This window comes from Streptomyces microflavus, assembly GCF_014650075.1.
In the GTDB taxonomy this organism is placed as follows: domain Bacteria; phylum Actinomycetota; class Actinomycetes; order Streptomycetales; family Streptomycetaceae; genus Streptomyces; species Streptomyces microflavus.
This window is the reverse complement of the sequence record NZ_BMUG01000003.1, coordinates 359,454-372,389: the sequence shown is the minus strand read 5'-3', so window position 1 is coordinate 372,389 and position 12,936 is coordinate 359,454. Positions and strand designations below refer to the sequence as shown.

Genomic DNA, 12,936 nt, shown 5'->3' with positions numbered 1-12,936 from the left:
ACATCCCGGAGAGCGGAGACCCAGCGCCATGACCACCGATGCCCTCGACGGCCCCGCCCGCAACACGCGCCCGCCCACGGCGCAGGCGGCCCTCGGGGTCGGCGTGATCGTCCAGGACGGGCAGGGGCGCATACTCCTGGGCAGGCACCACAGCGGTACGTGGGAGCTGCCCGGCGGCAAGGTCGATCCGACGCACGAGTCGGTCGCGGCGGCCGCCGCGCGTGAGCTGCGTGAGGAGACCGGTCTGGCCGTGGACGAGAGCGCGGTGGACGTCTTCGCCCTGGTCCACGACGTGATCGGCGGGATCAACCGGATCAGCATGGCGGCCCTCGTCCGCCTGGGCTCCGGGGATCCCGAGGTCACCGAACCCCATCTGATCAGCGCCTGGCGGTGGACCATCCCCGAGGAACTGCCCACGCCGCTGTTCGACCCGTCGGCACAGATCCTGACGGCCTGGCGCCCGGACCTCGGCCTCACCCATCCGCCCGCCCACCTCCTGCGGATCGCCGCCGACGGGGCTCGGAGCTGACCGGGGCCCGAGTCCCGACTACGGATGCGGAGAAAAGGGACAGGGCGTATGAATAAGGGACCATCCGCGCGAACGGAGTTGGCCCCATGGACGATTACCCGCTCCTGAACCTCTTCCTGACCATGCTTTACCTGTTCCTCTGGGTCATGTGGTTCTTCCTGCTGTTCAAGGTGATCACGGACCTCTTCCGCGACCACTCGCTGAACGGCTGGGCCAAGGCCGGCTGGCTGGTCTTCGTCATCCTCCTGCCGTACCTGGGCGTGCTGGTCTACCTCATCGTCCGGGGCCGCAGCATGCAGGAGCGTGACGCCAAGGTGGCCAAGGATTCGGAAGCGGCCTTCCGGCAGTACGTGCGGGAGGCGGCGAACAGCGAGGGATCGGCGGCGGGCACCAGCCATGTGAACGATCTGGCGAAGCTCGCCGAGCTCAGGGACAAGGGCGCCATCAACCCGGACGAGTACGAGCGGGCGAAGGCGAAACTCCTCGCCTGAGGCAGCGGCGGCACCCGGAATATTCTTCCCCCGCCCTGGCCTGAACCGTGCGGGCGAGGGTAGACGGGTGGTGCGACGGCTGCGCGCGCAGCCGTCCCGAACGGGGGAATGTGTCATGGAACAGCTGCTGACGACGTACGGCGAGACCGAGCAGGACGGTCAGGAGTCCGGCACGTCCGCCGTGAAGGGCAGCGCCGCGTACGACATGGGCTCGGGCGGGATCGCCCGGGCCCGCGCCTTCGCCCGGGACTTCCTCGTCGACGCGCAGTCGACGCACGGTGTCGTGATGACCTCGCGCGCGATGGACGACGCGCAGCTGGTCGTGAGCGAGCTGGCCACGAATGTCTGCAAGTACGCGCCGGGCCCCTGCCTTCTCGACCTCGAAGCGGGCGACGGCACGCTGACCATCACCATGTGGGACTCGGGTTCCGTACTCCCCTCCGCCGCGCAGGCCGACCCCACGCGCGCGGGTCAGCACGGTCTGGAGATCGTCCTCATGGTTTGCCAGAGCTTCGAGGTGCGCCGCGAGCCGGTGGGCAAGCGCGTCCGCGTGGAGATCTCGCTGCTCGACGACGCGCAGGGCGGACCGGCCGACCCCACGTCCTGGTAGCGCCTCCTCCCTCCTCTCGCTCCTCCCCCCTCCTCAGAAGGCGTACCTGACGCGCAGCCATGGCGCGTGGGTGGCCAGCAGTTGCCGCATGCGCGTCAGCGCCTGCCGCTTGATCTCCTGGGCGTAGCGGACGTTGAGGGCCCCGTTCTGCGAGCGCTTGGTCTCCTGGGCGTCCGGCTGCCACAGGACCTCCTCGGCGCGGGGGTGCCAGCCAAGGTTGACCTCGTGGAGCGACCGGTTGTGGGTCAGCATGATGATCTCGGCCGCCGCCTGGTCCTTCACCCGGTCGGGCAGGACGTCGTCGAGATGGGTGAACAGTGCGGCCCAGTCCCTCTGCCATCCCGGGCGCAGGACGATGGGCGAGAGGTTGAAGTGGACCTCGTAGCCGGCGTCGAGGAAGTCGGCGGCAGCGGCGATCCGCTCGGCGACGGGGCTGGTGCGGATGTCCAGCAGCCGGGCGTCGTCGGGCGGCATGAGGGAGAAGCGCACACGGGTACGCCCCTGAGGGTCGAGTGCGAGCAGGTCGGGGTTGACGAACTTGGTCGCGAAGGACGCCTTAGCCGTCGGCAGGCCGCGGAACGCGGCGATGAGGTCCGCCGTGTTGTCGCAGACCAGGGCGTCGACGGAACAGTCGCCGTTCTCGCCGATGTCGTAGACCCAGGCCCGGGGATCGCACTGGTTGGGTTCCGTCTTGGGGCCCTGGGCCCGTACATGGCGCCGGACATGGGCCACGATCGCCTCGATGTTGGTGAACAGCGTGATGGGGTTGGCGTAGCCCTTGCGACGGGGGACGTAACAGTAGGCGCAGGCCATCGCACATCCGTTGGAGGGCCCTGGGGCGATCCAGTCGGCCGACCTGCCGTTGGGGCGCGTCCGCAGCGTCTGTTTCACGCCGAGGACCAGTGTTCCGGACTTGATACGGACCCACTGGGCGATGTTGCCCTCGTTGCCGTGGAGGGAGGGAATCCGCCAGTGGCCGGCGACCTCGGTCACGCGTGCTTCCGGAAAGCGGGCCATGATCTGCCGACCGCGCGGGGAGTCGAGCGCGGCGGGCTCCGCGTAGACCTCCCGTACGTCGAGCATCCGGCGTGCCGCAGGACTGTCCCGGAACGACGGGCGTGGATCGGGTTCCTGTGCCGTGTCCGGCCATCCGAACAGCGCCTGCTGCTCGGGTTCTCCCGGGGCGGACTCCGTCGGCGGCTGATCCACGTGCCTTCCCTTCCGCGTCTCAGTCGCTGCGGTCCCGCTCCTGCTCCAGCAGGGCGTCGAGATCGCGGAGCCGGTCCAGGCCCCGCACCGCCCGGGTCATCCGCGCGTTGTGTTCGAACCGGTCGCGGTGGCGGTGCAGAAGGTTCCAGTATCCGGCGGTGAAGGGGCAGGCGTCCTCACCGACCCGCACGGACGGCTTGTACCGGCAGGGGCGGCAGAGGTCGCTCATCCGGTCGGAACCAGTCGGGCAGCGGTTCGTGGTGGCGCAGGGCGTTGCTCTCGCGGTACCCGGTGCCGAAGTACCAGTAGAGGTGCCAGACGAACTCGCGCCATCCGGCGATCTGCCGGACGAACCCCTCGGCACTGTTGAGCGGTACGTCGCCCGACCGCCATCGTGCCTCGGCCCGCTCCACGCACTCGGCGGGGTCCAGCAGTCCGAGGTTGAGCGAGGAGGAGAGCAGGCTGTGGCTCATCGTCGCGTCCCCGCAGAGAACCGCGTCCTCGTGTGCGTCGAAGGTGACGAGCCGGTGCTCCATGAAGCGGCGCAGCGCGCTCACGAACCCGTGAGCCGCGCGGGAGGTGGGGTGGTGCACGGTCACCTCGGTGTCCCCCACGGCCTCGCGCAGCCCCTGGCGGCAGGTGTCCGCCTTGACGTACCGCACGCGGTCACCGAGTTCGGCGGCCCGGTGGCGCATCGCCGAGAGGATCAGGTGCGCCTTGGCCCGGTGGAACCGCCGCCGACGGAAGACGCTCCTCGTCTCGATCATCAGCAGCGGCGCGTCCCGGTGCGGGCCGCCCCGGGCCGGGTCGACGAAATGGGGGCCGCGCTCGGCACACGCCGACGCCCTTCCAGGAACGAGTGAGGGCCGGTTTCGGATTTCTCCGAAACCGGCCCTCACCTACGACTCCTACGAGTCGGGACGACAGGATTTGAACCTGCGACCCCTTGACCCCCAGTCAAGTGCGCTACCAAGCTGCGCCACGTCCCGATGCGTTTCCGCCTGGTTCCCCAGGGCGACCGCGCAGAAGGAACATTACCTCACTCCGCAGACCGGATCGACGCCCGTGCCTGCTGGGCGCGGGCCGCCAGCCCTTCGGCTCCGCAGGCCATGGCCTGCTTCTGGGCCCTGGCCAGTTCCCGGTGCGAGCCGATCGCCACGCCGTAGTCGACGCGGGCGAGCGCGTGCTCGTAGGCGGAGGAGGACTTCTCCAGGTGACGCACCGCGTCGGCGAGGAGCTGTTCGGCCTCCTCCGGCGGGGCGAAGAGCGAGACGCAGCGCAGGGCTTCGCCGATGGCGGTGTCCGTCCCGAACCGTTCGGCGTGCACCCGGGCGCGGGCCGCGAGGTGGGCCGCACGGCCCGGATCGTCGTCGGCCAGGGCGCGGGCGAGGTCACCGGCCCACGGTGCCCAGATGCCGTTGAACCGTTCGCGCGGCTCCAGGGCGGCACCCGCCGCTTCGAGTTCGGCGACCGCTTCCTCCTTACGGCCTTCGGCCAGCAGCAGGCGGCCCCGGACGCACGGGCCGTCCGGCAGGACCATGGCGCTCGGGTAGGGCGGTCCGAAGTGGTAGCGGTCGGCGATCTTGCGGGCCTCGGCGACCCGGCCGCGGGCCAGCAGCATATCGATGAGCAGGCACGCCGCGTCCCAGTGGACGGGCAGGCCGGAGCCGACACGGTCGGCGAGGCGGAGCCCCTCGCGGAGGAAGCCCTCGGCCTCCGCGAGACGGCCGCGACGGCGGTGGACCATGCCGAGCAGGGTGTGTGCGAACGCCAGGTGGGCGCCGCTCCAGCCGGAGATCTCGAAGGCCCGCACCGCTTCGCCGAAGAGGCTCTCTGCACGGTCCAGCTGGTCGGTGAAGGCGTAGGTGATGCCGACCATGGTGGGCAGTTCGAAGCCCCACTCGGAGTCGGTCCAGCCGAGGCCGCGGGCCGGGCTGCCGTCGATCAGGGCACGTTCGCAGAGGTCGACGATGAGCTGGGCGTTCTCGCCGCGCAGCATGGCGTCGAAGGCCCGCAGCGTGAGGAGCGCCCGCTCCGCGTTGTCGCGGCCCTTGAGGTGGTCGGCGTTGCGGGTGAGGCGCCGGGAGCGGGCCGGGCCGTCGTCCTCGGTGGCCTGCATGCCCTCCCACATGAAGTGCGCGGCCTGCAGCCGCATCAGGCCGGGGCCCGGTGCCGTACGGGCCGCCTCGGCGGCCAGGGAGATCGCCGCGTCCTTCAGCTGGTTGTTGTGGGCGAGCGCGGCGGCGAGCCGGAACGTCGCGTCGACCCGTAGCCCGTCGTCGAGCCCCGGCATGTCCAGGGCCGCCCGCAGGTGCTGCACGGTGGTGGGCGGGGAGCTGAGCAGGGTGGCGCAGCCGAGTTCGTACAGCAGGACCGCGCGGTCCTTCGGCCGCGGCGGCTCCTCCAGGGCCCGCTCCAGACAGCGCCTGGCCGCTTCGGGGGCGCCGACGGCGAGGTGCTGGCCCGCGGCTTCGCGGAGCTGGGCGACCAGTTCCTGGTCGTCGTCCGGGTGGACCTCCAGCAGGTGGCGGGAGGCCGCGGCGGCCCCGAGGCCGGCCCGGGTGATGGCCCAGGCGGCGCGGCCGTGCATCGCGGTGCGGGTGGCCGGCGGGATGGAGCGGTAGACGGCGGTCGCGATCAGCGGGTGGACGAACTCCAGCGGGTCGAAGCCGCTGACGATACGGGCGTCGCGCAGCCGGGCCGTGCAGTCGGCGGCCTCCGCCGAACTCATCCCGGCGAGGGTGGCGGCCAGCTCCTGGGAGATGTCGGTGCCGAGCACGGCGGCGGCCCAGGCGAACCGGTTGGCGTTCGTTCCGAGCCGCTCCAGCCGGGCGACGAGCCCGCTGCCCCGGGCGGAGGCACCGAGCTCCCTGAGCTGTCCGGCCGATTCCTCGACCGGCGCCAGCTCCTGGTCCTGGACCTTGGCGACCAGCTCGACGGCCTCGTACGGGTTGCCGCCGGTGACGGCCCACACCTCGCGGCAGAACGGGTCGTCGGCGTGCTCGCCCAGGGCCGCGCGGACCAGTTCGGCGGTGGCGTCCGGGGTCAGCGCCCGCAGGGCGACCCGCGTCGTGGCGCCCTGGCCGTCCGAACCGCGCTCGGCGTCCCGGTCGGCGACATAGCTCGCGTTGCGCTCGGCCAGCTCCTGCGGGCGGTGCGCCTGTACGACGAGGAGCGGGAGTTCACCGAGGCGGGCGGTGAACGAGGCCAGCCAGGAGAGGGATTCGCCGTCCGCCCAGTGGGCGTCGTCCACCATGAGCAGCAGCGGCCGGTGGCTGAGGCGGGAGGCGAGCCGCGCGACGACGAAGTCGAGGCCGTCCCGGACACCCTGCGGGTCGGGCTGCGGACCGCTGGGCTCGGCCAGTCCGAGCGCGGGCGCCGTGGTGTCGTACCAGTCACCGAACAGGGCCCGGGTCTCGTCGGGCGGGAACCGGTCCAGTGCGGGCTGCAGCAACTGCCGTACGACGTGGAACGGTACGGAGGTGACGGTCTCGCCGCCTCTGGCGGACCAGACGGTGCAGCGGTCGGCGGCCATCGCCCGGATCTCGGCGAGCAGGGCGGTCTTGCCGAGCCCCGCCTCCCCGCTGAAGACCAGCAGCCCGCCGACGGCCTGGGCTCCGCACAGGTCGTCCACCGCCCTCGCGGCGGCGGCGAGTTCCGGTTCACGCTCGTACAACGGCCGGGACGGCTTCATGCCCACCCTTCCCCAAATGGCATGCAGTGACGACGGTCGAGCCTAGTCGTGCGCGGGTGCTCACCGACAGGGTTCGGCTGATTCCTTGCAGGTACGAGGCACAATCGAGTAGTGAACGAGACGCGCAGGGACCGTGACACCGAAGGCCGGGCGCGCAACGCACGCCCCCGGGACGGACTGGGGCGCCCGCTGCCCTACGGGACGCCCGGGGTCGAGCGGCAGCCCGAGGGGGTCGTCCGCACGCCGCGGGAGACGCTGCGGGAGGCGCAGCGGCTGCTGGACGCGGGGATGCCGTTCCATGCGCACGAGGTGTTCGAGGACGCCTGGAAGTCGGGGCCCCAGAGCGAGCGCGAGCTGTGGCGGGGGCTCGCGCAGATGGCGGTGGGGCTGACGCACTCCGCGCGCGGCAACACGGCGGGCGGGGCGCGGTTGCTGCGCCGGGGCGCGGGCGCGATCTCCCCGTACGCCGGAGCCGGGCCGCACGGCATCGCGATCGACGGGCTGGCGGAGTGGGCCCGGGAGTTGGCCGGCCGGGTGGAGACGGGCCGCACGGTGGACGCCGGGGCCGAGGCGCCCCGCCTGCTGGGGTAGCCGGGGCGGCCTCCCGCCGTCCGGACCGGCGGCGGAACGCCCGGGTCCGGGAACGGGCCTGCCGCGCAGCCATTACGATCCGGCTCCATGAGCACTTCTGACCAGGACCAGGACCGGGACCAGCGCGAGGGCCAGGACCGGGGCACCGACACCCCGATAGCCGAGGCCGCGGCGGCAAGAGCCACGGTGGCGAAGCCCGCCGAGGACGCGTACGACGTCGAGGAGACCGGGACCGACACCGAGGCCGCCCCCGAAGCCGGGGCCGACCTTGAGGCCGGGGCCGACCTTGAAGCCGGGGCCGACCTTGAAGCCGGGGCCGACCTTGAAGCCGGGGCCGGGGCCGGGGCCGGGGCCGGGGCCGGTGCCGATCCCGAGACCGGGAAGAGATTGACGCCGCGTCAGGCCCGGCGCCTGCGGATCGTCCTCTCCTCCGTGGGCATGGTCGCGATGGGCGTCGTCCTCGCCCTGCGGATCGCGAGCCGGTCGTCGGTGCTGGTCGTCGGCGTGTACGGGCTCGCGCTCATCCTGTGCGGCCTGGTGATCGAGCTCAGCAGGAACGGCCGCACCAGGCTCGGCAGCTGGCTGCTCGGGGCGGGCCTGGTGGCCGCCGTCGGTGCGGACTGGCTACTGCTTCCCTGAGCTTCGCCTCCCGGTCAGCCTGGACTCCCGGTCGGCCTTACCCCCTGATCGTTTGATCGCTTTGGCCGTCTTCTGGTCGTTCTCTTGACCGCTTGCGATCGCTCGATCAGGATTTCGGGTGCCGACCGTGTCCACCACGAAGGGCCTGGCCTCCCCGTATGACGACCTTCCCGTCCCCCTCTTTCGAACTCCCCCCGGAGGACCGGGCGTCGAGCCCGTACACCGGGTACACCAGAGCGCACTGGGAGGCCGCCGCCGACGGGCTGCTGCACGCCGCCTGGCGGTGGGCCACCCCCGGCGGGGCGCTGCTCGACCTGCCTGGGCCCCCGTCGCACTCCGGAGTGCGCTCCGACGGGCTGGAGGGGTACGCGCGGACGTTCCTGGCGGCCGCCTTCCGGGTCGCCGGGGCCGAGGGGAAGGACCCGTACGAATGGCTGGAACGCTACGGGCGCGGGCTCGCTTCCGGGACACGTACACCCGGGCGGGACGACGCGGAGTCCTGGCCCCTCATCCTGGACCACCATGTGCAGGGGCAGCCGATGGTGGAGTCCGCCTCCGTCGCACTCGGGCTGCGGCTCACCCGGCCCTGGCTCTGGGACCGGCTGGAGCCCGGGGTGCAGGACCGGGCGGAGCACTGGCTGCGAGGTGCGTTGCGCCACCTTCCGGCGGGCAACAACTGGTACCTCTTCCCGTACACCGTCGCCGGGTTCCTGCAATCGGTGGGCCGGGGTGACGCGGAGACCGCTCGTGCGCGGGAGCGGGCGCTGGAGCTGCTGGAGACCTGGTACCGGGGCGACGGCTGGTACGCCGACGGGGACGGGCGCGCCTTCGACCACTACAACGGCTGGGCGCTGCACCTCTATCCGCTGCTGGACGCTTATCTGGCGGGCGACGAGCACGCGTCGGCCCGGCACGGGGCGCGGCTGCGCGAGCATCTGGAGAGCTTCTCGCTGATGTTCGGCGGCGACGGGGCCCCGCTGCACTTCGGGCGCTCGCTCACCTACCGCTTCGCCGCGAGCGCCGGCATCGCGCTGGGGGCGGTGTCCGGGCACACGCCGCTCTCTCCCGGGGCCTCTCGGCGGCTGGTCAGCGGGTCGTTGCGGTACTTCCTGGAGCGGGGCGCGAGCGGCGGTGACGGACTGCTGAGCCTGGGCTGGCACGGCCCGCACCCGGCGACACTGCAGTCCTATTCCGGTCCCGCGTCGCCCTATTGGGCGTCGAAGGCGTTCGTCGCGCTGCTCGCCCCCGCCGGGCATCCGCTGTGGACGTCGGTGGAGGAGGAGGCTCCGAGCGAGGGCCCCGACCGGGTGCTGTCCGTGCCGGCACCGGGGTTCCTGGTGCAGTCGACGCGGGCGGACGGCGTGGTACGGCTGCACAACCACGGCAGCGACCATGTGCGGCCGGACGAGGGCGAGTCGGCGCGCGACACGGACCCGCACTACGCGCGGCTCGCCTACTCCACCGTGACCGGCCCGACCGCTGCGGCGAACCCGGCGGACAACCATCTGTCGGTGACGGTCGCCGCCGTACGCAGCACCCGGCGCCGGATCCATCCGCTCGGGGCCGGGCACGGCGACGGCTGGGGCTGGGCCGGGTCCTGGCATGTGCCCGTGTTCCCGGCGGGCCCTTCCACCGTTCCCGGCCTCCGGGTGGAGAGCGTGACGGTGGCGCGGGGCCGCTACGAGCTACGGGTCCACCGGGTGCTGGGTGCGCCCGACGGGGCGCGGGCGGAGCTGACCGGCTGGGCGGCGGAGCCCGGGGGGCCGGTGCGTTCCCAGCTGTACGGGCTCCACGGCTGGGAGGTGCCCGAAGAGGTACGGGCCCCGCAGGGCACGGCGTTCACCCGCTGGGCGGTGCTGCCCCGGCTGGGCGTCGGCGTGGCGGGGACGGTGGTCCTGGTGGCCCTCGCCTCGCTCACCGCCGAGCCGGATGCCGGGCCCCTGGAGGCGGTCGTGGACCACGTGGACGTACGGCCCGGTCCGGACGGTGACACGGTGGAGGCCGGCTGGGCGGAGGACGGGACACGGACGCGGATCGTCTTCGGCCGGGAGGCGGTCGCGGTGGACCATTCATAGGTCGGGAGACGACTGCGGTCGACCATTCATAGGTCGGACCACATCCAGGTCACACGTCCTTACGGATCACCACCACCAGGGTGCGGGGTCCGTGCACGCCCTCCACCCGCTCCAGCTCGATGTCGGAGGTGGCAGACGGTCCGCTGATCAGCGTCGTCGGCCGCTCCGGCACCAGTCGGGCCAGGACCTCCGGCACGCCCGCCTCGACCGAGGAGAGGTCGACGACGCAGAGGTGCAGATCGGGAACGAGGGAGAGCGCCCGGCGTCCCTGGTCGGGCGATCCGTCCAGGAAGATCGTGCCGGTCTCGGCACAGCCGGCTGCCGAAGCGGTCACCACCGCGTCCAGGGCGTCGAGTCGGGGGGCGGGGATGTCGGCCGCGTCCGGGCTCACATCCCCGTCGTACGCGTCGAGCCAGCGCGGATCCAGCCCGGCCGGGACCCCGATCCGGCGGGCGCCGTGGTCGCGCAGCACGTCGGCGACGACCTGCGCCGTGCGGTCGGCGGTGCAGGGGCGCACCTCGGCCTTGTAGTCGAGGAGCCGGTCGGTGAAGAGGGCGAGGCGTTCGCCGTCGGGCAGGACGCGGCCGGTGCGGTAGCGGCGCGGTACGACGGTGGCGGGCGTCGGGGCCAGGGCCAGGGCGGCGCGGATCCGGCCGAGCACGGTGTCGCGGGCATCGGTCATTTCTTCTCGCCCTCTCCGTGGCTGTGGTCGTGCCCTTCGTCGCCCGGGTCGTGCCGGCCGTCGCCCGGGTCGTGTTCTGCGTGGCTCCCGTCGTGTTCGTCGGCGGCCGCCCGGAGTGCGGCCCGGCCCTCGTCGGAGGCGAACCAGGCGCGGAAGGTCTGCCGGGGCGGGGCCTCGGTGTCACGGCTGTCGCTCCAGCCGGCGAACGGCGGGGGCAGCCGGGAGATCGTCCTGTCGCGTCCGGCGACGAGGCGGCCGAGTCCGGCCGCCTTCTGCGCGCCCGTGTACAGCGCGGGACGCTTCATCACGGCGGCGGCCGCCCTCATCGCCAGCTTCTCCGGTGTGGTGCCGCTCTGTTCGGTGTTCTGGTGGCGCAGCTCCACCAGCAACGAGGGGATGTCGATCTTCACGGGGCAGGCGTCGAAGCAGGCTCCGCAGAGGCTGGAGGCGTACGGCAGCGAGCTGTTGGGGTCGTCGTCAGCAGCGTGCATTCCGGCGAGCTGCGGGGTGAGGACGGCGCCGATGGGTCCGGGATAGGTCGAACCGTAGGCGTGGCCGCCGGTCCGCTCGTAGACCGGGCAGACGTTGAGACAGGCCGAGCAGCGGATGCAGTTGAGCGCCGCGCGTCCGACGGCGTCGGCGAGCGCGGCGGTGCGCCCGTTGTCCAGCAGCACCAGATGGAAGTCCTGCGGACCGTCGTCGGGTGTCACTCCGGTCCACAACGAGGTGTAGGGGTTCATGCGTTCACCGGTGGAGGAACGCGGCAGCAGTTGGAGGAAGACTTCCAGGTCCTGATAGCGCGGCAGCACCTTCTCGATGCCCATCACGGTGATCAGCGTGTCGGGGAGGGTGAGGCACATGCGGCCGTTGCCCTCGGACTCGACGACGGAGAGGGTGCCGGTCTCGGCGACGCCGAAGTTGGCGCCGGACACGGCGACCTTCGTCGCCATGAACTTCTCCCGCAGATAGGCCCGGGCGGCCGCCGCGAGGTGGGCGGGAACGTTGTCCAGCTCCGGGTCGACGCCGGGGATGCGGTCGAGGAAGATCTGCCGGATCTCGTCCCGGTTGCGGTGGATCGCGGGGACCAGGATGTGTGACGGCTTGTCGTGGGCGAGCTGCACGATGAGTTCGGCGAGGTCGGTCTCGTACGGAGTGATGCCCACCGACTCCAGGTGCTCGTTGAGCCCGATCTCCTGGGTGGCCATCGACTTGACCTTGATGACCTCGCTGCTGCCGGTGGCCTTCACCAGCCGGGCGACGATCTCGTTCGCCTCGGCTCCGTCGCGTGCCCAGTGGACGGTACCGCCGTGCTCGGTGACCTTGCGCTCCAGCTGTTCCAGGAGTTCGGGCAGCCGGTTCATCGCGTCGGTCTTGATGGCGGAGCCCGCGTCGCGCAGGGCCTCCCAATCGGGGAGTTCGCCGGTGACGTTCAGGCGTTTGGTGCGGATGGTGGTGGTGGCCTTGCCGAGATTGCGGCGCAGCTGTCCGTTGCCCAGCTCCCGGTGGGCGGCGCGGGGGAACGGCTCGTCGCCGCGCAGGTTGCCGGTGCCGTACGGGGAGCGGGGCGGCCGGGCGGGCATGCCGAGGAAAGTGCTCATGCGGCGGCCTCCGTCAGGGCGTCGGGCGTGGTGCGGGTGGCGGCGAGGATGCGGGCGAGGTGCAGGGTGCGGGTCCCGGAGCGGATGCGGGAGAGCCCGCCGCCGATGTGCATCAGGCAGGAGGAGTCGCCGGCGGTGCACACCTCGGCGCCGGTGGCGGCGATGCCGTCCAGCTTGTCGTGCAGCATCGCCGTGGAGGTCTCGGCGTTCTTCAGGGCGAAGGTCCCGCCGAACCCGCAGCAGGAGTCGGCGCCCGGCAGCTCGACCAGGTCGATGGAGTCGACGGCGCGGAGCAGCCGTAGCGGTTTGTCACCGACGCGGAGCATCCGCAGCGAGTGGCAGGTCGGGTGGTACGTCACCCGGTGCGGGAAGTACGCGCCCACCCCGGTCACGCCGAGGACGTCGACGAGGAGCTCGGAGAGCTCGTACGTCTTCGCCGCCACCGTGGCCACCCCGGCGCGCAGGGCGGCGTCCCCGTAGCGGTCGGCGACGATCGCGTGCTGATGGCGGACCGAACCGGCGCACGAGCCCGACGGCATGACGATCGCTTCGATGGACCCGTCCCCGAACTGTTCGGCGAAGTTGCGGACCAGGGGGACGGGTTCGCGCTGGTAGCCGGTGTTGATGTGCATCTGTCCGCAGCACGTCTGCCCCGGCGGGAACACCACCTCGTGTCCCAGGCGCGTGAGCAGGACGGCGGTGGAACGCACAGCGTCGGGGAAGAGCGTGTCTCCCAGACAGGTGGCGAAGAGTCCGATGCGCATGAGGTCTCCCCGGTCGGGTTCCGGTTCACTACGACGTTTCTATGGTCGGACCAT

General features: G+C 72.1%; 11 protein-coding genes, 1 tRNA gene and 1 pseudogene. 6 read left to right on the top strand and 7 right to left on the bottom strand.

Translation table 11 applies throughout. The features are described 5' to 3' along the window. Positions 1 to 28: 28 nt before the first annotated feature. The 3 genes from IE264_RS10645 (at position 29) to IE264_RS10635 (ending at position 1,630) form a co-directional block, all read left to right on the top strand. Complete coding sequence (locus IE264_RS10645) at positions 29 to 529, top strand: nucleotide triphosphate diphosphatase NUDT15 (RefSeq protein WP_032756840.1); 501 nt, start codon at positions 29 to 31, stop codon at positions 527 to 529. 86 nt (positions 530 to 615) lie between these two features. Continuing rightward, positions 616 to 1,020: an SHOCT domain-containing protein gene (locus IE264_RS10640; protein ID WP_015612771.1), complete on the top strand. Its 405-nt coding sequence runs from the start codon at positions 616 to 618 to the stop codon at positions 1,018 to 1,020. Between the two features lie 115 nt (positions 1,021 to 1,135). Further along, entirely contained in the window at positions 1,136 to 1,630 is a 495-nt protein-coding gene (locus IE264_RS10635; RefSeq protein ID WP_015612770.1) for an ATP-binding protein, read from the top strand. A gap of 33 nt (positions 1,631 to 1,663) precedes the next feature. Here the strand turns inward: IE264_RS10635 and IE264_RS10630 are convergent, their stop codons facing one another. From IE264_RS10630 to IE264_RS10615, 4 genes and pseudogenes are all read right to left on the bottom strand, one after another. Beyond that, positions 1,664 to 2,839, bottom strand: a complete 1,176-nt coding sequence (locus IE264_RS10630; protein WP_032756843.1) for a spore photoproduct lyase family protein — start codon at positions 2,837 to 2,839, stop codon at positions 1,664 to 1,666. Positions 2,840 to 2,858: 19 nt separating this feature from the next. Further along, positions 2,859 to 3,717: pseudogene (locus IE264_RS10625) on the bottom strand (cryptochrome/photolyase family protein). 37 nt (positions 3,718 to 3,754) lie between these two features. Continuing rightward, positions 3,755 to 3,828, bottom strand: a tRNA-Pro gene (locus IE264_RS10620). Positions 3,829 to 3,878: 50 nt separating this feature from the next. Then, positions 3,879 to 6,533, bottom strand: a complete 2,655-nt coding sequence (locus IE264_RS10615; protein ID WP_190167622.1) for an ATP-binding protein — start codon at positions 6,531 to 6,533, stop codon at positions 3,879 to 3,881. 111 nt (positions 6,534 to 6,644) lie between these two features. Here IE264_RS10615 and IE264_RS10610 point away from each other — a divergent pair, with 111 nt between their 5' ends. The 3 genes from IE264_RS10610 (at position 6,645) to IE264_RS10600 (ending at position 9,838) form a co-directional block, all read left to right on the top strand. After that, positions 6,645 to 7,124, top strand: coding sequence for a DUF309 domain-containing protein (locus IE264_RS10610; protein WP_015612766.1), 480 nt, complete (start codon positions 6,645 to 6,647; stop codon positions 7,122 to 7,124). Between the two features lie 87 nt (positions 7,125 to 7,211). Continuing rightward, the gene (locus IE264_RS10605; RefSeq protein ID WP_032756846.1) at positions 7,212 to 7,763 is read left to right on the top strand and encodes a hypothetical protein; all 552 of its coding nucleotides are present in this window, start codon (positions 7,212 to 7,214) and stop codon (positions 7,761 to 7,763) included. 158 nt (positions 7,764 to 7,921) lie between these two features. Further along, positions 7,922 to 9,838, top strand: coding sequence for a DUF2264 domain-containing protein (locus IE264_RS10600; RefSeq protein ID WP_032756848.1), 1,917 nt, complete (start codon positions 7,922 to 7,924; stop codon positions 9,836 to 9,838). A gap of 49 nt (positions 9,839 to 9,887) precedes the next feature. Here the strand turns inward: IE264_RS10600 and IE264_RS10595 are convergent, their stop codons facing one another. The 3 genes from IE264_RS10595 to IE264_RS10585 are packed head-to-tail and all read right to left on the bottom strand — an operon-like array spanning position 9,888 to position 12,882. Beyond that, entirely contained in the window at positions 9,888 to 10,520 is a 633-nt protein-coding gene (locus IE264_RS10595) for a LutC/YkgG family protein (protein ID WP_032756850.1), read from the bottom strand. Next, positions 10,517 to 12,118, bottom strand: coding sequence for a lactate utilization protein B (locus tag IE264_RS10590; protein ID WP_032756852.1), 1,602 nt, complete (start codon positions 12,116 to 12,118; stop codon positions 10,517 to 10,519). The genes IE264_RS10595 and IE264_RS10590 overlap by 4 nt, the downstream gene beginning before the upstream one ends. Next, entirely contained in the window at positions 12,115 to 12,882 is a 768-nt protein-coding gene (locus tag IE264_RS10585; protein ID WP_032756854.1) for a (Fe-S)-binding protein, read from the bottom strand. The genes IE264_RS10590 and IE264_RS10585 overlap by 4 nt, the downstream gene beginning before the upstream one ends. Positions 12,883 to 12,936 lie beyond the last annotated feature (54 nt).